The sequence below is a fragment of the Citrobacter sp. Cpo109 genome (assembly GCF_030332565.1).
Lineage (GTDB): Bacteria > Pseudomonadota > Gammaproteobacteria > Enterobacterales > Enterobacteriaceae > Citrobacter > Citrobacter portucalensis.
This window is the reverse complement of record NZ_JAOWHQ010000071.1, coordinates 336,298-356,346: the sequence shown is the minus strand read 5'-3', so window position 1 is coordinate 356,346 and position 20,049 is coordinate 336,298. Positions and strand designations below refer to the sequence as shown.

General features: G+C 53.6%; 20 protein-coding genes and 1 tRNA gene. 10 read left to right on the top strand and 11 right to left on the bottom strand.

From position 1 onward, the window contains the following. Nucleotides 1–50: 50 nt before the first annotated feature. Both OGY71_RS22330 and ahr read right to left on the bottom strand, forming a co-directional pair. Entirely contained in the window at nucleotides 51–1,553 is a 1,503-nt protein-coding gene (locus tag OGY71_RS22330; RefSeq protein WP_003830246.1) for a helicase HerA-like C-terminal domain-containing protein, read from the bottom strand. Nucleotides 1,554–1,700: 147 nt separating this feature from the next. Then, nucleotides 1,701–2,720, bottom strand: a complete 1,020-nt coding sequence (gene ahr / locus OGY71_RS22325) for an NADPH-dependent aldehyde reductase Ahr (protein WP_111466188.1) — start codon at nucleotides 2,718–2,720, stop codon at nucleotides 1,701–1,703. Nucleotides 2,721–2,950: 230 nt separating this feature from the next. Here ahr and OGY71_RS22320 point away from each other — a divergent pair. Further along, a tRNA-Leu gene (locus OGY71_RS22320) sits at nucleotides 2,951–3,035 on the top strand. A 163-nt stretch (nucleotides 3,036–3,198) separates the two neighbouring features. Continuing rightward, entirely contained in the window at nucleotides 3,199–4,452 is a 1,254-nt protein-coding gene (locus tag OGY71_RS22315) for a tyrosine-type recombinase/integrase (RefSeq protein ID WP_121572206.1), read from the top strand. Nucleotides 4,453–4,489: 37 nt separating this feature from the next. On the opposite strand, the gene OGY71_RS22310 is transcribed toward OGY71_RS22315, so the two are convergent. The 4 genes from OGY71_RS22310 to sid form a co-directional block, all read right to left on the bottom strand. Further along, nucleotides 4,490–6,358, bottom strand: coding sequence for an ATP-binding protein (locus OGY71_RS22310; protein ID WP_121572207.1), 1,869 nt, complete (start codon nucleotides 6,356–6,358; stop codon nucleotides 4,490–4,492). Nucleotides 6,359–6,796: 438 nt separating this feature from the next. After that, the gene (locus tag OGY71_RS22305) at nucleotides 6,797–7,372 is read right to left on the bottom strand and encodes a phage polarity suppression protein (RefSeq protein WP_121572208.1); all 576 of its coding nucleotides are present in this window, start codon (nucleotides 7,370–7,372) and stop codon (nucleotides 6,797–6,799) included. Nucleotides 7,373–7,388: 16 nt separating this feature from the next. Continuing rightward, complete coding sequence (locus tag OGY71_RS22300) at nucleotides 7,389–7,631, bottom strand: ogr/Delta-like zinc finger family protein (RefSeq protein WP_286613729.1); 243 nt, start codon at nucleotides 7,629–7,631, stop codon at nucleotides 7,389–7,391. Then, the gene (sid, locus tag OGY71_RS22295) at nucleotides 7,628–8,431 is read right to left on the bottom strand and encodes a capsid size-determining scaffold Sid (protein WP_121572209.1); all 804 of its coding nucleotides are present in this window, start codon (nucleotides 8,429–8,431) and stop codon (nucleotides 7,628–7,630) included. The genes OGY71_RS22300 and sid overlap by 4 nt, the downstream gene beginning before the upstream one ends. 551 nt (nucleotides 8,432–8,982) lie before the next feature. Here sid and OGY71_RS22290 point away from each other — a divergent pair. The 7 genes from OGY71_RS22290 (at nucleotide 8,983) to OGY71_RS22260 (ending at nucleotide 13,576) form a co-directional block, all read left to right on the top strand. Then, nucleotides 8,983–9,249 (top strand): helix-turn-helix transcriptional regulator, encoded by a 267-nt coding sequence (locus OGY71_RS22290; RefSeq protein ID WP_121572210.1) that lies wholly within the window; start codon nucleotides 8,983–8,985, stop codon nucleotides 9,247–9,249. Continuing rightward, nucleotides 9,246–9,845: a host cell division inhibitor Icd-like protein gene (locus tag OGY71_RS22285; RefSeq protein WP_121572211.1), complete on the top strand. Its 600-nt coding sequence runs from the start codon at nucleotides 9,246–9,248 to the stop codon at nucleotides 9,843–9,845. The genes OGY71_RS22290 and OGY71_RS22285 overlap by 4 nt, the downstream gene beginning before the upstream one ends. Then, on the top strand, nucleotides 9,838–10,137 hold the full coding sequence (locus OGY71_RS22280; RefSeq protein WP_121572212.1) for a derepression protein: 300 nt from the start codon (nucleotides 9,838–9,840) through the stop codon (nucleotides 10,135–10,137). Before OGY71_RS22285 ends, OGY71_RS22280 begins: the two co-directional genes overlap by 8 nt. Further along, entirely contained in the window at nucleotides 10,130–10,579 is a 450-nt protein-coding gene (locus OGY71_RS22275) for a hypothetical protein (protein WP_121572213.1), read from the top strand. Before OGY71_RS22280 ends, OGY71_RS22275 begins: the two co-directional genes overlap by 8 nt. Before the next feature lie 71 nt (nucleotides 10,580–10,650). Beyond that, nucleotides 10,651–10,911, top strand: a complete 261-nt coding sequence (locus tag OGY71_RS22270; RefSeq protein WP_378078887.1) for a hypothetical protein — start codon at nucleotides 10,651–10,653, stop codon at nucleotides 10,909–10,911. Beyond that, the gene (locus OGY71_RS22265) at nucleotides 10,908–11,228 is read left to right on the top strand and encodes a DUF5375 domain-containing protein (protein WP_121572214.1); all 321 of its coding nucleotides are present in this window, start codon (nucleotides 10,908–10,910) and stop codon (nucleotides 11,226–11,228) included. Before OGY71_RS22270 ends, OGY71_RS22265 begins: the two co-directional genes overlap by 4 nt. Nucleotides 11,229–11,242: 14 nt before the next feature. Then, nucleotides 11,243–13,576 (top strand): primase-helicase zinc-binding domain-containing protein, encoded by a 2,334-nt coding sequence (locus OGY71_RS22260; protein ID WP_121572215.1) that lies wholly within the window; start codon nucleotides 11,243–11,245, stop codon nucleotides 13,574–13,576. A gap of 375 nt (nucleotides 13,577–13,951) precedes the next feature. Here the strand turns inward: OGY71_RS22260 and OGY71_RS22255 are convergent, their stop codons facing one another. The 5 genes from OGY71_RS22255 to OGY71_RS22235 form a co-directional block, all read right to left on the bottom strand. Then, nucleotides 13,952–14,824 carry a phosphorothioated DNA-binding restriction endonuclease gene (locus tag OGY71_RS22255; protein WP_126957117.1) on the bottom strand — a complete coding sequence of 291 codons (873 nt, stop codon included), beginning with the start codon at nucleotides 14,822–14,824 and terminating at the stop codon, nucleotides 13,952–13,954. 501 nt (nucleotides 14,825–15,325) lie between these two features. Next, nucleotides 15,326–16,582, bottom strand: coding sequence for an NAD(P)/FAD-dependent oxidoreductase (locus OGY71_RS22250; RefSeq protein WP_164563174.1), 1,257 nt, complete (start codon nucleotides 16,580–16,582; stop codon nucleotides 15,326–15,328). Then, a complete protein-coding gene (locus OGY71_RS22245; protein ID WP_008786074.1) occupies nucleotides 16,569–16,823 on the bottom strand; it encodes a (2Fe-2S)-binding protein in 255 nt (84 codons plus the stop codon). The genes OGY71_RS22250 and OGY71_RS22245 overlap by 14 nt, the downstream gene beginning before the upstream one ends. Further along, nucleotides 16,820–17,923 (bottom strand): NAD(P)/FAD-dependent oxidoreductase, encoded by a 1,104-nt coding sequence (locus tag OGY71_RS22240; RefSeq protein ID WP_164563173.1) that lies wholly within the window; start codon nucleotides 17,921–17,923, stop codon nucleotides 16,820–16,822. The genes OGY71_RS22245 and OGY71_RS22240 overlap by 4 nt, the downstream gene beginning before the upstream one ends. Next, the gene (locus OGY71_RS22235) at nucleotides 17,920–18,861 is read right to left on the bottom strand and encodes a 4-hydroxyproline epimerase (protein WP_079937204.1); all 942 of its coding nucleotides are present in this window, start codon (nucleotides 18,859–18,861) and stop codon (nucleotides 17,920–17,922) included. The genes OGY71_RS22240 and OGY71_RS22235 overlap by 4 nt, the downstream gene beginning before the upstream one ends. A 308-nt stretch (nucleotides 18,862–19,169) precedes the next feature. On the opposite strand from OGY71_RS22235, the gene OGY71_RS22230 reads away from it, so the two are divergent. Beyond that, nucleotides 19,170–19,985: an AraC family transcriptional regulator gene (locus tag OGY71_RS22230; protein WP_008786078.1), complete on the top strand. Its 816-nt coding sequence runs from the start codon at nucleotides 19,170–19,172 to the stop codon at nucleotides 19,983–19,985. The last annotated feature ends 64 nt before the right edge of the window (nucleotides 19,986–20,049 follow it).

Sequence of the window (20,049 nt, the reverse complement as noted above, 5' to 3'; positions counted from 1 at the left end):
CGTAGGCCGGATAGGGCGTTTACGCCGCCATCCGGCAACGTAACACGGGGCTAGCGTTTTCTCCCGCCCATCAAACTCCCCAACATGCCGCGGATTATCTGATTGGTAACCTGTCGCGCCGCGCTTTTCGCCACGCTCTGCACTACGCCATCGCGCTTACCGCCGCGCGGTCCGGTGCTGCCAAACAGAATATCCTTCAACCCACCGAGAATACCGCCATCCACATCGACAGCTTTACCGTTGGCGGGAGGTGTATTTTGCTGCTCGGTACTGGCCTGCACGCCTTGCTGTAAACGTTCATAGGCGGACTCGCGGTCGATATCTTCTTCATATTTGCCGTACAGCGAAGAGTGATTAATCAGCCCGTTGCGCTCGTCGTCCGTCACCGGTCCCATCCGTGAGCATGGCGCAATCACCATCGCCCGTTCAACCACAGAAGGGCTGCCTTTGGCGTCCAGAAACGACACCAGCGCCTCACCGGTTCCCAGCTCCTGAATGGCTTTTTCGGTATCAAATGCCGGGTTGGCGCGCATGGTTTGCGCCGCGCTTTTCACCGCTTTCTGGTCTTTCGGGGTGAACGCGCGCAGGGCGTGCTGCACGCGGTTCCCCAACTGACCAAGCACGTTGTCCGGAATATCCGACGGGTTTTGCGAGACGAACCACACGCCGACCCCTTTCGAGCGGATCAGGCGGATCACCTGCTCGATTTTATCCAGCAGCACCTGCGGAGCATCGTTGAACAGCAGGTGCGCTTCATCGAAGAAGAACACCAGTTTTGGCTTCTCCAGATCGCCTGCTTCCGGCAATTGTTCGTACAGTTCGGAGAGCATCCACAGCAGGCTGGCAGCGTACAGTTTGGGCATCTGGTAGAGCTTCTCGGCGCTGAGGATGTTGATCATCCCTTTGCCGCTGGCGTCGGTACGCATCCAGTCTTTGATGTCCAGCATCGGTTCGCCAAAGAAGTGTGCCGCGCCCTGTTGATCCAGCGACAGCAGCCCGCGCTGGATAGCCCCGACCGAGGCGCTACTGATATTGCCGTACTGATTCTGGAAGGATTTAGCGTTATCGCCAATGTATTGGGTGATAGCCCGCAGGTCTTTGAAATCGAGCAGCAACAGACCCTGGTCATCGGCAATACGGAAGATAATATCCAGCACGCCGGACTGCACGTCGTTGAGGTTCAGCAGACGGGCCAGCAGCAGCGGTCCGAGGTCAGATACCGTGGCCCGCACGGGGTGACCTTTTTCGCCGAAAATATCCCACACCGTGACCGGATTAGCATGCGGTTGCCAGTCGGTAATGCCGATATTTTTCAGGCGGGCGAGCAGCTTTTCAGAGGCTTGTCCTTCCTCGGCTACACCGGTTAAGTCACCTTTCACATCGGCCATAAATACCGGCACGCCAATCTCGGACAACGATTCGGCCAGTTTCTGTAGCGTGACGGTTTTACCGGTCCCGGTCGCGCCGGTAATCAGCCCGTGGCGGTTGGCCATACCTGGCAGTAAAAACAATTCGGTGTCCGGTGTGCGGGCAATTAGCAGGGGTGCGCTCATTGAGATTTCCTCCATTTATCCTGCCTGGAGTATAGGCAACCGTGACGCACTCTTCACCGCTAAATTGCAGAGATTGTGAGGAGAATTTAACCTGTCTGGAATAGCGGGGAGAATAGCCGGGAAGCTTACGCCACCCGGCAAAGACGATCAGAAGTCGGCTTTAAGCACTACGCGGTAGCGGGCTTTGCCGTCACGCACGTGCTGGATAGCTTCGTTAATTTGCGACATCGGGTACAGTTCGGTGGTGGGCGACACCTTGCTGCGCCCGGCAAACTTCATCAGCTTGCGCAGTTCGAACGGCGTACCGGTCGCCGAACCAGAGATACTGCGATCGCCGGCAATTAAGGTGAACGCCGGAACCGGCAGCGGCTTCAGCACCGCGCCGACGGTATGGAAGTTACCGCCGTAGGCCAGCGCTTCAAAATAGGGCTGCCAGTCGAGATCGACGTTAACCGTGTTAATAATGAGATCGAACTGGCCCGCCAGCGCTTTTAGCGCATCCGGATCGCGGCTGTTGACCACTTTATCCGCCCCCATTGCCAGCACTTCCTGCTCTTTCGCCGGATTGGAGCTGAACGCGGTCACTTCGCAACCCATCGCATGTAACAGCTTAATGGCGATATGCCCCAGGCCGCCGATGCCGATCACCCCGACGCGGCTGGTGGCGGTGATATGGTGCATCAGCAGCGGTTTGAACACCGTGATGCCGCCGCACAGTAAGGGGCCAGCGGCTGCCAGATCGATACTGTCCGGCAGCGGGATCACCCACTGCCAGTCGGCCCGCAGCTTCTCGGCAAAGCCGCCGCGATTAAGAATTGTGGGAACAGACCCTTCCAGACAGTTAATCTGATTACCGCTGATACAGGCGTCGCAATGCCCGCAGCTGCGCGCCGTCCAGCCAACGCCGACGCGCTGACCAACTTTCAGGCCCTTATCCTGCGCCGCGCTGCCGAGCGCCGCCACGCGACCAATCACCTCATGCCCGGCAACCAGCGGATACTGAGAGAATCCCCATTCGTTGTCGATCATCGACAAATCGGAATGGCAGATACCGCAGTAATCGACCTGGACTTCTACATCCTCCGGCTTAAGCTCGCCAGCATCATATTCATAGAGTTCGAGTTCGCTGCCCGCCGCTTTTGCAGCGTAGCTTTTTATCATCGACATCGTGTTTCCCTCAGTGTGGTGTTGAACTGGAAGTGTAGAGCATGGGGAAACGGGACGCTTCGCAGAAGGGGGGATTAAGGCGGTTATTGCGTGGGCTAAACCGTGATGTTGATTGCAGGTACAAAAGGTAATGCTGAAATTTTCAACACTTAGCGAGCCAGACACACGCTGGCGCTTGCATGGTGGCGCATGACAGGTATAATCCACAACGTTTTCCGCATCCCTTCCGTGCCGGAGTGGCGAAATCGGTAGACGCAGTTGATTCAAAATCAACCGTAGAAATACGTGCCGGTTCGAGTCCGGCCTTCGGCACCATTAGTACTTCCAAGACCATCCTAGAAAGTCCGATTATCCCTTTAAAATCAATGCTTGCAGCGATCTTTACGTCCTGAGCCGTCCGAGGTTGTCCGTTGAAATCCGGATGTCATTGGGGGCATAATTGGGGGCATCTTAACTTCGATTAGAAATGTGCCCCCAAATGAAGCTCAACGCCAGACAAGTCGAGACCGCAAAGCCAAAAGACAAAACCTACAAAATGGCCGATGGCGGCGGTTTATATCTTGAGGTTTCTGCAAAGGGTTCTAAATACTGGCGCATGAAATACAGACGCCCCTCTGACAAAAAAGAGGATCGCCTCGCTTTTGGTGTTTGGCCTACCGTGACGCTTGCTCAGGCAAGGGCAAAGCGCGATGAAGCTAAAAAGCTGTTAGTGCAGGGCATCGACCCAAAAGCCGAACAGAAAGAAGCTCAGGCCGAGAACTCGGGGGCATACACTTTCGAAACTATCTCTCGTGAATGGCACGCCAGTAACAAGCGCTGGAGTGAAGACCATCGATCGCGCGTTCTTCGCTATCTTGAGCTTTATATCTTCCCTCATATCGGTTCGTCCGACATTCGCCAGCTCAAAACCAGCCACCTGTTAGCCCCGATTAAAAAAGTTGATGCCAGTGGTAAACACGACGTTGCTCAGCGCCTGCAACAGCGCGTCACGGCCATAATGCGTTACGCCGTACAGAACGATTACATCGACTCAAATCCAGCCAGTGATATGGCCGGTGCGCTATCGACAACCAAAGCGCGACATTACCCCGCTTTACCCTCCAGCCAGTTCCCTGAGTTTCTTGCTCGTCTTGCTGCATATCGTGGCCGTGTAATGACACGGATCGCGGTCGAGCTTTCCTTACTTACTTTTGTTCGTTCTAGTGAGTTACGTTTCGCGCGTTGGGATGAATTCGACCTCGATAAATCTCTCTGGCGTGTACCTGCAAAACGAGAAGAAATTAAGGGTGTGCGTTATTCGTATCGTGGCATGAAGATGAAAGAGGAGCATATCGTTCCGCTTAGTCGTCAGGCGATGATTTTGTTAGGACAACTTAAACAAATCAGTGGTGAGAAAGAGCTGCTTTTTCCGGGTGATCACGACGCAACTAAGGTCATGAGTGAGAACACAGTAAACAGTGCGCTGCGTACTATGGGATATGACACGAAAACTGAGGTCTGCGGGCATGGGTTTAGAACGATGGCGCGTGGGGCGTTGGGTGAGTCGGGGCTGTGGAGCGATGATGCGATTGAACGTCAGTTGAGCCATACAGAGCGTAATAATGTACGTGCGGCTTATATTCATACATCTGAGCATTTGGATGAACGGCAACTGATGGTTCAGTGGTGGGCTGATTACTTGGATGGAGTTAAGGAGGAATATATTCCTCCTTATGAATTCGCAAAATGTTGATTTTTATTTGTCAGCGATTTTCATTAACGATGAGATGTTAATTTGTAATATTTATTGCAATGTCACCTCTTTTACCATGACTTATCTGGAACTTTACCGGTTGACCAACTGTCAACTTATCATTTGTTTTATTTTCATTAAGTCTGAAATAGTATTCATTACCTTTCTCATCAACTACAAATCCAAAAAATCCTCTAGGAGAAACTTTCTTTACTTTTCCATTAATGGTGGCGGAAGCTTTTATTACTATGGACTGGTGCGCCAGAGGAGTCTGAGGAGTCTGAGGAGTCTGAGGAACCTTAGGAGTCTGAGGAACCTTAGGAGTCTGAGAAACCTTAGGAGCCTGAGGAGCCTGAGGAGCCTGAGGAACCTGAGGAACCTGAGAAGATTTACTAGGGAAAGAGATTGAATAGCGTGGATACTTTTTAAATGGTATTTTTTCTTTACGGCTGATTTTTTTAGCTAATTCACGATCGACTTTATTTTCTAATATTTTTAAACGCCAAAGCTTTTCAACTAACCTTCTATAATGTTCGGTGTCTACTATCCCCACAGCATCCCATATATTCTGGGCAGAGAATATAGCCTCATCCATACCTAAAAGGATGACTGCTTTCATATCCTTATCCAAGTTAAATCTATCAAACTGCTCTAAGAAAAAAGCTTCCTTATTCGAGTATATGGGTTTGTTAAATAACGTTATGCTAAAACTATCCTGGCTTCCTCTAAGTTCTGGTGGCGTAAGTTCATTCTCTTGCATCAGTTGATATATTCTTCGCATTCCTTCGCCCAATTCCCTCATATACCCTAATTCCCTTAAGACTCTTGCTATATATGTATTTCTTGATTGGTGCGCTCCCGTTTGATTAATTATATCCTTAATTCTGATGGTCGAAAGTAATGCTCCCGGGCTTTTGAATTCCAATCTGTCATTGAATATATATACTTCGACACCTTTACCCTCTTGAGAATAATCTCTGTGAGCTATTGCATTCAGCAACGCCTCTCGGCAGGCTAACTCTGGATAAATAGTTTTCTGTTCAAATCGAGCCGATTTATCAATTTTTGTTTGTACTAAATGTGGTCTCAATGCCTCCCATGACTTATCAACAAGATTTAGAATATTCCCGCCAATTGCCTCATCCATTACAACATTGTAATTTTTTCCTGTTAAGAGTTCCGTCCCATCTACTCTAATAATTCTGACCTGTAATCTAGGGTGCCATCGAATATATTCTTTAGAAAATAAAAGCAAAGAAGCTCTTCTCAAGTTGAGTTTACTAGTTCCAAACTCTGCTAAATTCAAATATTGAAGGCATTTCTCAGGGGACATTCCTTTCAAAATAACATCAGATACTGTTCGGATAAGCTCAATATCTAAGTCATCGACCTTGGCTGCATCAATAAACTGCCTGTCATACTCTCTGGATAATTTGTCTTGTCGATCAAATTTTATATTTTCATGAGGTACTGGAACTGACTCTAAATCCTTTCTTTGTAAGCATCTTCCATCTGATGTTATATGTATGACCTCAGTGCTCTTTTCAACTGAAAAATAAATTACTCTTCTGTTTTCTATCGTTATTAGTTTTTTTCTGACAGAGTTTAAAGGAGTGTCAGTGTGTACTCTAACTCTTGGTGCATCCAGGAGAGTGTTTATTTCAGTGTCATTGAAGGCATCTATTCCAGTGATTTCTCCGTTATCTTCGACACCTATAAGCAGCTCGCCGCCATCAGCATTTGCAAATGCAACAAGAGTTTGTGCGATGTTGGTCGAAATATCTTTGGTGGGCCTTTTTTCTTTTTTGTCTGGTGGCCCCTGAAGTGCGCTTTTGAACTCCCTAAAATGACTTTCTCCCAAAGTTACTGCCGTTAATGCTCTTTCCTCGATACCAATGAGACTCATTTGAACTCCATTAGAGATTCTAAATCTTCTAGTTAGAAATGAATATTTCGCTTCTTTTAGTGATTACGAATGTAATCTTTCGTTTGTACTTTCTCAGAAAATCATATAGCTAGATGACTTCAAAAGCAAAGTGATCGAGACGAGGTCTGCAGCGTCTGTCGTTTCATCATCGGCATGATGGAAACGCAACCGACATTATCATTAGCCATTCAGATTTATGAAAAAAATGAAAATAAATATCAGCCCAAGCGCGCAATGCTCTCCCCGCCACGCCTGCCCGCTTCGTGGGGAGCTTTTAATGCAGGTACGTGAAGGGGCTCAGGCCGCGCCAGTACTGGTGCGGCGGGGTGTGGAAAATTCAGGTTTTTGCATGCAAAGCCATGCAGCGTAGGCATGCATGGCTATTTTTATTAAAAAGACGGGTATTTTCGGGGCGTTTTATGCGGATTTTTTGCGGGTCTGCGTGGCCTGTCGGCGCATGAAAATCTGACTCTGTTCAGGCGTATATTTTGCCCGGTTGTCGTCTCTCGATGCTCTGTCAGGCCGGAAACCGATGGTTGTCAGAATGTCGCGATCTTCCTCTGCGTAATCAATATTTCCTCCGCGGGTTACATGAACGGACAGCGCTTCGCGAACACTGGCGGCCGCCCGGTCGAGCGCCCGTTCTCTGACGATGTCAGGTTGTTCGCTGAGATGCAGTAATTCCGGTGCCAGTGCAGCGGCCAGCGCGTCGCCGCTTACCTGCATAAAAGCGTGGAGCTGACGCCGGATACTGATACGCTGCACGGCCTCATGTGACCGGATGTACTGCCCGGCCGACTGATTTACCGCCCATTTTTTCAGGTCAATATCATCCCGCAGCGCCTGTGCTGCCTCCGGTTCATAACGGGTGCAGGTCAGCTCCAGCTCTTTCAGTGCCATTTCAGCCCGCGCCAGTGCAGACTTGCTGCTCATCCAGTCCGATTTATTCTTCTGACAGGTTTCAAAGGCCTGTTCCAGTAGTGCTCGTGCCATTGTCTTTTCTCCTGAATCAGTGGCGCAGCGATGAGCGGGCGCAGTCCAGAATTCGGGGCGGTGTTTCTGGTACTGTCTGCGGCGGTTCGGGCTTTTCTTCTGCCGGTGGCCGTATCACCTCGTCGATAGACTGGGTGGTGCGAAAGGTTGCGGAGCAAAAGACATTCACGCACTGGAGGTAGCTCTGTTTGACGTTATCCGACAGGTAGCGGCTGGTACGGACATGGGCAGCCTGTTTGCAGTACGGGCAGCGCATCATGGCTTAACCCCCCGCGATTTTTTCTTCTGTGCCAGCTCCTTAGCCCGCGCCATTCTGAGAACAGGGCTTTTATAGAGTTTCATATCCACGCCGGTGAGTGCCGGACGGTGAAGCCCAATTTTTGAAATTACCGGCTCCTGCGCCATGTTGAATGTGTAGTACCTGCTTTGCGCCAGTACATTCTCCCCCAGTTCCTGAATGAGAACGTTGTGAGGGTGTTCTTCTCCTTTCATTTCGAGTTCACGCAGACGTAACGCAAATGCGCGCATCAGTGAGGGAGGGATGTCTTTCATTACGGTCGCCCACTCATTCCGGGAGTAGGCAGAGAACACCGTAAAATGCGTGCCGACATACTTATCTCCTGATGTACAGGCGGCCAGCATGGTACTGGCCTTATCATCGTTGAGTTCATCAATCAGGGCGGTAAATTCCTCCGCCAGCTCCCGACCGGCCACTCGCTGACTGTGTTCGGCTTTCAGTTCCGGGGTCATCATGCCGCGCAGTTCGCGAAAACGGGTACGCCAGTTCTGTTCCGCTTCGGCACTTTCATTCAGGGCGTTCTGACGCTCTTTCTCGCTGCGGGTAATGGCGGCATCAATATCATTCAGCTTCAGCATATTTTCCGTGTGCGCGGATTTGGCCTTGCTGAATGCCTCAAGCGCATTATTTATCGTGGCCTCTGCGTTCTGGTTTGCTTTCTCGTTAAGGGTATCCAGTGCGCTGTCAATGGCCGTGCGGATGTTCTCATCCTGCGTGCTGCCGATGGTTTTCATTACTGCGGTAAACAAATCTGGTTTCATCGTCGGGTTCTCTCTGTGTTTTCAACCTGACGCCATTCTGCCGTCCCTCAGACAACAACTCGATTCATTGCCGTTGTCGCAGACATGGCACAAACAGGACTTAAAAACCCGGCTGGCCAGAGAAAGGGCGCAGGTAAACCCCTCTCTCTGTTTGTTTTTTTACTAATAACTATTCACTACTGTTCACTCAGTATAAAAATATAAGTAAAACAATAAATTAAAGAGTGAACAGTTGAGAGGGAAGTGTTCACCAACTGTTCACTACTGTTCACTGGTCTGAACATCCCGAATGTAAATTTTATGCGGTATATCCTATTAATTCATGCTGTTAGGGTGATTGAATCAATTTGCATTTCACTTTTGAAATCTCCAGCGCCTTATAACTGCTTCCAGCGCCTTTAAATGGTCATGAGTAAAAAAACAGCACCCGTTGTCCCGTGCTTTGTACAATTTCCCCCTGTTGCATTGAGAAAAAATATTCACAAAATAGAGCGCTACCTGATACCGGACGGACACGTCCGGATCTCTGCGGATATTAACGAGGTAGCGTTATGCTCACAGTTTCATCAGTACCATCCTCCCCCAGCACCGTGCACCCGATGCCGGTTTCAGCCCCGGCTCAGGAGCGTTTTTTACGTCTCCCGGAAGTCATTCATCAGTGCGGCCTGTCCCGCTCCACGCTCTACGATTTAATTGCCCGCAATGCTTTCCCGGCGCAGGTTTCCCTCGGGGGTAAAAATGTCGCCTGGCTACAGTCTGAAATCACGGCGTGGATGGCAGAACGTGTCGCGCACCGCAACCGGAAATACGACGCATGAATCAGAGCCGATTTCACAAAGCCCCTTTTTCTGGCTTGCATCCGTTGTGTGTTTCCTGGTACAGTTTTGTCGCTGTCGCAAAATCGACAGCCGGGCGTGGAAACCCGAGCAACTCGAAGGCGACACCAGACGCGCCATGCGTCTTTTTTTGTGTCGCAACTAACGCCACAGAGCGCCAGATAATGGCGTGGTGTGCGGATTGTCGTGCAGACGTCACTTTGTGTCTCCTGTCCGCAATCGCATATCATGCTGTCATGTCAATGGTAGCTCAGGCGGGGCAGCCCTCGGGCTGGCCGGTATTCTTCGAGGCCGGTATTTCCACCCCCGTCTGGGCTATCGCCACTGAGCGTGGAAACTCCGGCGATAGCAATAATTTGCTACTCGAAGGAGGTTGCCTTATGGCTACGACCCTCACCCCGTCACACCCGCAGTTTGTCTTTGTGTTTGCCGCCGTCCGTCGCGCAGACCGTAAGCCCCGTATCTGTATGCTCCGCACCGTGGCCGGTGACGAGCTGGCCGCCCGCCGCACCCTTGTCCGGGAATACGTGCTTTCCCTTGCCGCCCGTTTGCCGGTTGTGGAGGTGTCGCATGCATAATAAAAACACCTCTCAGACCGTCTCAGCGCGTCGTGATGACCTTAACCCCATGCAGGAACACCTCAGCATTGAGGCGTACCATAAACTCAATCGCGCCAGCGCCGTCTCGCAGTTCGTGGGCGGTGATTTGCTGCGCCGTGAACTGAACGGTTTACACCAGCTATACCTGCCGCAGATTTTTAGTTATATCCATGAGGACGTCAGCTACGTCTTGGAAGAGCTGAAAGCCAAAGGCCTGTGCCGTGACTTTCTCACCACGACGTCGGGAAACGGAGGGGAGCACCATGTTTGATTTCCCTCAGCCGGGCGAAACATATCGCTGTACAGGATTTCCTGATGTGGTGGTGTCGGGCGTGCTGGCCGACGGTATTCCGTGGGATATGCCGTACCGCTGTCCGGGGCTGGTCTGGAACCCGTACCGGCGCACTTACACCATCCTCATTCGTATAATTGCCGGTGGCCGTATGGCAGAAATTCCGCTCAGTCGTTTTTTGCGGGACTTTACCTGTGAGCATCCCGATGTATTTAAGCGCAACCCTGACAACCGCCATGCCGTATTACGCGAAATAGCGGCCGACCCGGCATTACAGCAATACCGGGCGCGAAATATCGATAACTATCCTGATGATATTCCCCCGGTTAAACGTCCGGCGCCGGTGGCGCATAAATGGCGGAATAATTTCAGGCCGGAAACGGAAATAAAACCGGATAACAGCTACCGCCATTATCTGTAATTAAAAACGACACCCAAAAATAAAATGTGCGTATCTGCGCAGGGATACGCACGTCCTCAGGAGACGAAATAATGCCTGTTAACAGTACGGAACGGCCGCAGAATATAAAACAGCCCACTATCAGCCGGGCAGACCTTGAATGTCTCGAACACCTTCGCAATGTCGGCCAGCTTGTCGGCGACCTGATGCAGGTGCAGGACTGCACCTCTTTGCGCCACAATCCGGCGCAGCAGCTACAGCTCACCTCGGTGATTTACCTCATGACTGCCCGGCTTGACGGCGTGGTCGACCGCTGCAATCAGCGCTGGCTGACCGGGGAGGGCAATGTATGAAAACCGCATTATCTCCCGTTCTGCGCGCTGCGCTTTATCGCCGCGCGGTCGCCTGTGCCTGGCTGACCCTTTGCGAACGTCAGCACCGCTACCCGCAGCTCACACTCAGTACGCTGGAAAGTGCCATTGCGACCGAGCTGGAGGGCTTCTACCTGCGCCAGCATGGCGAGGAAAAAGGCCGCCAGATTGCCTGTGCCCTGCTCGAAGATTTAATGGAAGCCGGACCACTCAAGGCCGCCCCGTCGCTGTCCTTTCTCGGGCTGGTCGTGATGGATGAACTCTGCGCCCGTCATATCACCGCACCGGCACTGCACTGAGGGAGAAAATAACCATGAAAATGAACGTAACGGACACCGTAAAACAGGCGTGCGGCCACTGGCCGCGCATTCTCCCGGCGCTGGGTGTAACGGTCATCAAAAACCGCCATCAGGCCTGTCCGGTGTGTGGCGGCTCCGACCGCTTTCGCTTTGACGATAAGGAGGGGCGCGGGACGTGGTTCTGTAACCAGTGTGGCGCGGGAGACGGTCTGAAACTGGTTGAGAAAGTGTTCGGCGTGACCCCGTCAGTGGCGGCCGGGAAGGTGAACGCCGTGACCGGCAACCTGCCGCCGGTTTCCCCGGCGGTGACTGCGGCCGCAGACGCTGAAACAGAAGCCGACCGCAAGGCGGCGGCCGCGCTGGCCGTAAAACTGACGGAGAAAGCCCGCCCGGCCACCGGCAATGCCTACCTCACCCGCAAGGGCTTCCCCGGCCGGGAATGTCTGACGCTCACCACCCTGCATAAAACCGGCGGCGTGACGTACCGCGCCGGGGATGTGGTTGTCCCGCTGTATGACGATAGCGGCGCACTGGTTAACGTCCAGCTCATTAATGCGGACGGACTCAAGCGCACCCTGAAAGGGGGGCAGGTCAAAGGGGCGTGTCATATTCTCGACGGGAAAAAAGAGGCGGGAAAACGGCTGTGGATAGCGGAGGGCTACGCGACCGCGCTCACCGTGCATCACCTGACCGGGGAAACCGTCATGGTGGCGCTGTCCTCCGTGAACCTCCTTTCTCTGGCGAGCCTTGCCCGTCAGAAATATCCGGCCTGTCAGATTGTCCTCGCCGCCGACCGTGACCTTAACGGCGACGGCCAGACCAAAGCGTCTGCGGCCGCAGAGTCCTGCGAGGGCGTGGTCGCCCTGCCGCCGGTGTTTGGTGACTGGAATGATGCGTACACACAGCACGGCGGGGAGGCCATGCGTAAAGCCATGTATGACGCCATCCGGCCACCGGCTGACAGCCCGTTCAGCACCATGAGCGAGGCGGAATTTACCGCCATGAGCACCAGTGAGAAAGCCATGCGGGTGCATGAGCATTACGGCGAAGCGCTGGCGGTGGATGCGAACGGGCAGCTCCTGTCCCGCTATGAGGCGGGAATCTGGAAAATCATTCCGCCGTCGGACTTTGCGCGCGACGTGGCCGGGCTGTTCCAGCGTCTGCGCGCACCGTTCTCATCGGGGAAAATTGCCTCGGTGGTGGACACCCTGAAACTGATTATTCCGCAGCAGGACGCCCCGGCGCGGCGGCTGATTGGCTTTCGCAACGGCGTGCTCGATACCAAAAGCGGTATATTCAGCCCGCACAGCAAAGCGCACTGGCTGCGCACGCTGTGCGATGTGGATTTCACCCCGCCGGTGGAGGGGGAAACGCTGGAGACGCACGCGCCGAATTTCTGGCGCTGGCTCGACCGCGCCGCCGGTTCGCGCGCCGATAAACGTGACGTGATACTTGCCGCGCTGTTTATGGTGCTGGCGAACCGTTACGACTGGCAGCTCTTCCTCGAAGTGACCGGTCCCGGTGGCAGCGGGAAAAGTATTCTGGCCGAAATAGCGACCATGCTCGCCGGAGAAGATAACGCCACGTCAGCGACCATCGAGACGCTGGAGTCGCCCCGCGAGCGCGCGGCGCTGATTGGCTTCTCGCTGATACGTCTGCCTGACCAGGAAAAATGGAGCGGTGACGGGGCAGGACTCAAGGCCATCACCGGCGGGGATGCGGTCTCCGTCGACCCGAAATACCGCGATGCATACTCCACCCATATTCCGGCAGTGATACTGGCCGTAAACAACAATCCGATGCGCTTCACCGACCGCAGCGGCGGGGTGTCGCGTCGCCGGGTGATAATGCACTTCCCGGAACAGATTGCCCCGGAAGAGCGTGACCCGAAACTGAAAGATAAAATCGCCCGGGAGCTGGCCGTCATCGTGCGCCAGCTCATGCAGACGTTCAGCGACCCGATGACCGCGCGTACACTGCTCCAGTCGCAGCAGAACTCCGACGAGGCACTCAGCATCAAGCGCGACGCCGACCCGACATTTGATTTTTGTGGCTATCTGGAGGCACTGCCCGAGCCTGACGGTATGTACATGGGGAATGCGAATATCATCCCGCGACAGCCGCGCCTGTACCTGTATCACGCCTATCTGGTCTACATGGAGGCGCACGGCTACAAGAACACACTCAGCCTGACCATGTTCGGCAAAGGACTGTCATCGATGCTGAAAGAGTACGGGCTGAATTACGGTAAGCGGCGAACAAATCAGGGGATGCAGACGAACCTTGCACTCAGGGAGGAAAGCAACGCCGACTGGCTGCCCCGGTGCGATGAAACCACCGCGACATAACCTACCCGGACCGGCATCAGCCGGTCTTTTTTTACCTGAAATCCCGGAAAGTGAACAGTAAAGTGTTCACTGTTCACGGACTGTTCACTGCGTATAATATTGAAAATAAACATAAATAATGGCGAGTGAACAGTGTGAACAGTTTTCCGTAAAAAAAGTTTTTTTTAGGTTCTTCATTCTTCCGGTTTGGATCCGTAGCACGGATCCAAACCGGAGATCATGTTTTGAAGTTATTAATCTTTCTTATCAATGTGTTGTCGTTTGAAGGGGGTTAAAAAATGATGGGGGCACAAATGGGGGCACTTTAATGAGATTTGGTAAATAAATTCTTTATATTTAACATGTTAAGTTGTGATTTGAGTCCGGCCTTCGCACTCACCCTCTAAACACCTCCTTCCTGTGCCACTCCACAAAACCTTCTTTTGGATAATTCTCGCGCATCATCGGTAGAGCAATCTCCTTCCCGTCGAAATCCCAGAATAGTCTGCCCACCATGCCGCTGCCATTTACTGCGGGTGACACCTGAACTCGCATACTCTCATCCAGCCCAATCGAACCTTTATCAAATGCTTTATGGTGGATTGCACACAGCGCCAGGCCGTTTGAAATCTCGCACGGGCCGCCGTGCTGTTTCCATTTAATATGGGCGGCCTCTAGGGCAACCGAAGTGCTGTCGTGGCGCATATTGAAGCCACAAATGGCGCATTTATAGTTATAGGCACGCAGAACCTGCTGGCGGAACAATGGGTCCCGCTGTTTGCGGATTTGCAGGATATCAAACCCCAGTTCATCCGCGATCTCTTCCTGGATGCTTTCGGTGAAGTGAGCCTCGAGAATTTGCTGTGCCAGGGTGTTAATGAGGTTTTTGCTCTTTTTCAGTAGGGCAAAATGCTGTTCATCAAAACCTCCCACAACGTTATGCGTCACCAGTTCTCCGGCGGGGGGCTGTTTGCTGCTGCCGGATGTTGAGCAATGCTCGGCGTTTTGGAGCTCCCAGAATCCATCGCCCTGTAAGCGCCAGAAGGGCATATCCGGGCGGTACTGCGCGCGCTGTGGTCCAAATCGCTCCAGCAGGCTATGCAAGGGGGCGCGAACTTCTGAACCGTAATCAAACAGGCGGTCATGGCCTTGCTGATACCCCGCCAGCACGTGAAGCAGCAGTAGGGGCTTGTGCGGCGCGCGCTGTTCGCCTTTACGCCAGATGGTGATGTCAGCAATTGCCTGTTGCAGGGATTTACTAGAAGTCATTGATTTCATTTTCGGGTAAATAATTGCGATGATGCTCGCAAAATATCACTTAATCAAGCGTTGCTGTGCCTATTACGGCCAACACTAAAAATAATATTCATTATCGAATTCGCAGATTAATTAAAAAACTTTTTTCGCCATATTATTTTTAAGTTATTCAAGCTTATTCATAGGGGGTATTTTATAAAAATAAACATTGCTTTAGTAAGTGTTATTTTTTCTAACGATACGGAGAGAAAAGGTTATTTCCTGGGGTGTTATGCTAGTTTCTGCTTACTAATAAAAGCAATATCGGTAATTTGAATTGTTGGGTTTATCATATTTTAAACATGCATTACATTCCCTTTATATTTTTGAATGCTTGGCAGAAATAGGACGCTCGGTTCCCAAAACACAGAGTGAAATAGATATGGGTGAAGATAAAATTATTCCCTTTGACGAAATGGTCTACGGATACACCACATCAAAAAAGGCGCCAGTGGGCGCCTTTAAACCTGACCATCACCCCTCTGGTTTTGCTAGATGGATAAGCGTGTCGATACGCGCAGGGGAGAGCGGTTCGCGCGGCTGCGGCAGCGGCCAGCCGTACAGCCAGCGGGCGCTGGTGGCGCAGACTTTTCCCTGGCAGGCCCCCATTCCACAGCGTGAGGCGAGCTTTGCCGCTTGCCAGCTTTCGGCGTTTTGCACGTCGCCACAACGAATATCCTCACAACGACAGAGCAGCGTATCTGCGGTGGTCGCGGCTTTTAGCGACTCCGGCAATGCAAAAGTCGTATGCAGCGCCTGGGCAAAACGCTGCCAGCGGGCGCGCGCGGAGATGGCGCTTTGGGCTTTTTGCGGACAATTTGCGGCGGCGTAGCCGGCAATTTCTCCCTCGGCTAACGCCAGCTCGCTGCCGCCAAAGCCGGTGCATTCTCCTGCCGCATAGATATCCTGCACACTGGTGCGTTGATCCGTATCGACCCAAATAGCCTGATTTTCTGTTTTGCAGCCAAAGATGGCGCCAGGTTCTATATTCGGTACCAACCCATAGCCAATGGCCAGCCTGTCGCAGGCTATCTCCCGGGTTTGTCCCTGGTGGCGCACGGTCACTGACTGCAGACAGGTATCACCCTGCGCTTGGATGACCTGGCTTGCAGGATGATAGCGGGTTGGCAAGAGCTCGCCGAACTGACGCAATTTTTCAGGCCAGCGCCATAGCCCGGTTGCGAAACGGGCCAGTGCGGTCATCGGTGCCTGTTCGATGATGGCAACAATATTCCCGCCAGCGCGTTTCACCGTACTGGCGACCGCCAGCAGAAGAGGACCGCTGCCTGCAATGACCACGCGTTCCCCTTTGAGTCGCAGGCCATGTTTTATCTGCGCCTGCAGGCCTCCGGCCCCCGTCACATTGGGTAGCGTCCAGCCAGGAAAAGGCAGCGAGAGTTCTCTGGCGCCGCAGCATAAAATCAGCCGCTGCCAGCGGATTTCGCCGCAGTCGTCTGCGGTTTCGAAGACTACGGAATGTGGGGTGGGGCGGGCAATTAGCCGGGCACCGCTCAGCAGTGTGATGTTGGGATGTTCAGCTACCGCCTGACGAAGCCGTCTGGCGTGCCGGGGGAGTGAGACCTGCGGCCCGTCGCGCCAGATTTGCCCGCCGGGGCGCGGGTTGTCATCAAGGATTATCACTGATTTTCCACAGCGTGCGGCAGCCAGCGCCGACGACAATCCGGCTGGCCCTGCGCCAAGGATCAGGATCTCACAGTCAACGCTTTGCATGATGGCTCCTTTCAATCACCATTTCGGGCTGGCATTCCGTCTGGCAGGCGAGCACCCGGTGTCCGTTCACCGTGACGCGGCACTCCTGGCACACTCCCATTCCGCAGAAGGGCGCGCGCAGTTGACCACTCACAGAACGACGGGTCACGCCGTTGCCCACCAGGGCCAGTGCTGCTGCAATACTCATTCCGACGGGAACCTCACAGCTCTGGCCGTCGATAATTACGTTCAGGGTTGTCATGCGATGGCCTCCTGCTTGTGCAGGCGTGCGGGGAGCCAGGCGTCCGGGGATACCGCCGGGCGCTCGCCAAGGATCTGGGCGCAAAGTAACTCGGCGGTTGCTGGCGCGGTTGTGACGCCCAGTCCTTCATGTCCCAGCGCCAGCCAGATACCCGGACGTGCAGGATGTGGGCCAATCAGCGGGTTACCGTCAGCCGATGCCGCGCGAAAACCGCTCCAGCAACGAATGATATTAAGTGCCTCAAGAGAGGGTAAAAAATGGCGCGCGCGCGCCAGCATCTGTGCCAGCAGAGGGAGGTCAACCTCGCGGTCGGTGTTATCAAACTGGCGAGAGGAGCCAATCAGCAACTGTCCGGTGGGGCGTGGCTGAATGTTAAAGGCCACTGAGGTACCGCCTGCATGGGCGCTGGCACCGTATCCCAGCTCTACCAGCTGGTGGCTGAGCAAGGGGCCGTAGCGGTCGGTGATCGCCAACTGACCTTTTTTGGGCCTGAGCCAGTTTTCACCCAGCAGCATATTGGCCCCCAGACCGCTGGCGACGACAATGGCGCGCGCGCGCAGTCGTTTGCCGCTGTGTAGGGTGACGTAAGGGGCATCAACAGAGAGGGCGCTATCCCGAAGATGCGTTAAATCGGCATCGTTAATAAACCAGCGGGCGACGTTTGGGGCGTAAACTATCCCGTCGCCGGGGACCCACAGCCCGCCAGCGAGCCCGGTGGTGAGCAGCGGTTCGCGCGCGGCAAGCCGATCGCGGGTCTGCATTTCACTGACAACCTGGTATTGTGCCATCCGTTGTTGCTTTTCTTCTGCCAGCGCAAGCTCTTGCGGCGTTTCCGCCAGCCACAGCGTGCCGCATCCGCGCCAGGCACAGCTTTCCGGCATCCGGGGCGTCAGTTTGCGCCAGCTCTCCAGAGACCAGGCGGAGAGTGCGAGCTCCGCAGGATCGTCATCCATGCACACCAGGTGACCCATACCCGCCGCCGTCGCACCTGCATTGCCGTCATCAATCAGCGTGACTCGCTGCCCGCGAGCGGCCAGTTGCCAGGCGCAGGCGGCCCCGATAATCCCGGCACCGATGACGATGACGTCACTTTCGATCACAGTGAGATCCCCCAGCAGAACGGATCTTCAGGATTGAGGATCAGCTTGTTATCGCCACAGACCCATGCCTCCCCGCGGATCGTCGGGACGATCTTGTCGCCATGCGGCACGAAATGCGCCGTAAATTCGCTGCCGATAATGCTCGCCTGCCGCCATGACTCTCCGGATTTGAGTTTTCCGTCCTCTGCCAGGCAGGCCAGTTTGGCGCTGGTGCCGGTGCCGCAGGGCGAGCGATCCCAGGCTTTACCGGGGCAAAGAACAAAGCTGCGGCTGTCCGCGCGATCATCTTCTGCAAACAGTTCGATATGATCGATAATGCCGTCATGTTCACCACGGATGCCTGCACGATCTAACCCTTCACGGATTGCCCATGCGTACTCCGTCAATTCAGGGATCTTTTCCGGCGAGACCGCGAACGGATGATCGTTGACGAGGAAAAACCAGTTGCCGCCCCAGGCGATATCACCCGTTACCGTACCGTGGACGGTTTCAACCTGTACCTGCTTACGCCAGCGGTAGGCCGGCACGTTTTCGACCGAGACGCTGCCGTCTTCGTGCAGCGTGGCGGTCACATCGCCCACCGGCGTTTCAATCAGATGTTTACCGGGTTGAATGCGCCCAAGCCATGCCAGCGAGGCAATCAGCCCGATGGTGCCGTGACCGCACATGTTCAGAAAGCCGCAGTTGTTAAAGAAGATGACTCCCGCCGTGGCCTGTGGCGAAACCGGTTCACAGAGCAATGCACCGACCAGAACGTCGTTACCGCGTGGCTCAAGAATAATGGCTTTACGCCAGTCGTCGTAGTCGCGGGAAAAGCGCTCCCGACGCTCGCTCATGCTCCCCGTACCCAGATCCGGAAAGCCGTCGATGACCAGGCGAGTGGGTTCACCGCCGGTGTGAGAATCAATCACTCTCAGTTCACTGTACTGCGCTGTCATAGGATCTCCGGAAAGTTAATATTTTGTTGCTAAATGCTGACGCAAGCCTTGCGTCCCGGCTTGATCGCTTTCGTCACCGCAAATGACGAAATCAGCATAATGGCCGCTGTCATCGTTAAGTCGGTATCATATTTATTTGTTATTAATCATTTCGTTAGTGGTGTGGTAAACCAAAAAAGGCAACCGCGCCAGTGGCTGGAAAAGGGGAAGTTATAAATCTACGGCAGGATCGCAAAACGCAGTAAGGATGCTTGCTCGGTTAACAAAAAGTTAATAAATATTCAGGTCACTAATCGGGAGGAAGCATGATGTCCTGTGTGATTAATGATGTGCGGGCCCCGTCGCCGGTGCCGGAAGTGGCTGAACTTAGCCAGATATGTGAGGGGTTGGCGCGTCAGCGTCCGGACAATATCCAGACGTTGCTCCATGCGATGGCATTGATTGCGCCGCTGCTCAATGCCATTCCGAATGTGGTTTTTTTTATCAAAGATGTGCAGGCCCGCTATTTGATGGTCAATATGACCCTGGCACGACGCTGCGGGTTTAAGACGGTGGTTTCTCTGCTGGGTAAAACTTCTGCTGATGTTTTCCCTTCAGCGCTTGGGCTGGGCTATACCGAGCAGGATATGCGGGTGCTGCGCGAAGGGGTAACGCTACGCGATCAGCTGGAAATGCATCTCTACAACGGTCGTGAACGCGGCTGGTGTTTGACCCAGAAGCTGGCGCTGCGGGATGCGCAGGGCCAGGTCATCGGTATGGCGGGGATTTCACACGATCTGCAGGAAGCGCAGGCGCGTCACCCGGCGTGGCAGCGGCTGGCGATCGTCGACGATCATATCCGCAACCATTATCACCGTCCCATCGCGATGGAAGAACTAACCGCCCTGAGCGGCATGTCGGTGGCGCAAATTGAGCGCTACTGTAAGCGTATTTTTCATCTCACGCCGCGCCAGATGATCCACAAAGTTCGGCTGGAAAAAGCCACCGAACTGCTGGCGGGCGATACGCCGATTACCGATATTGCGTTGCAGTGCGGTTATACCGATCACAGCGCGTTTAGCCGCCAGTTTAAGGCGATGACGGGCTCTACGCCGCGTGATTTTCGCATTACGCTTGCCGGGTAAGACACACTCACTGTGCTAATTTCGTCATCAAAGAGGAAGAAAACCACCAAGCAGTCGGTCGCCT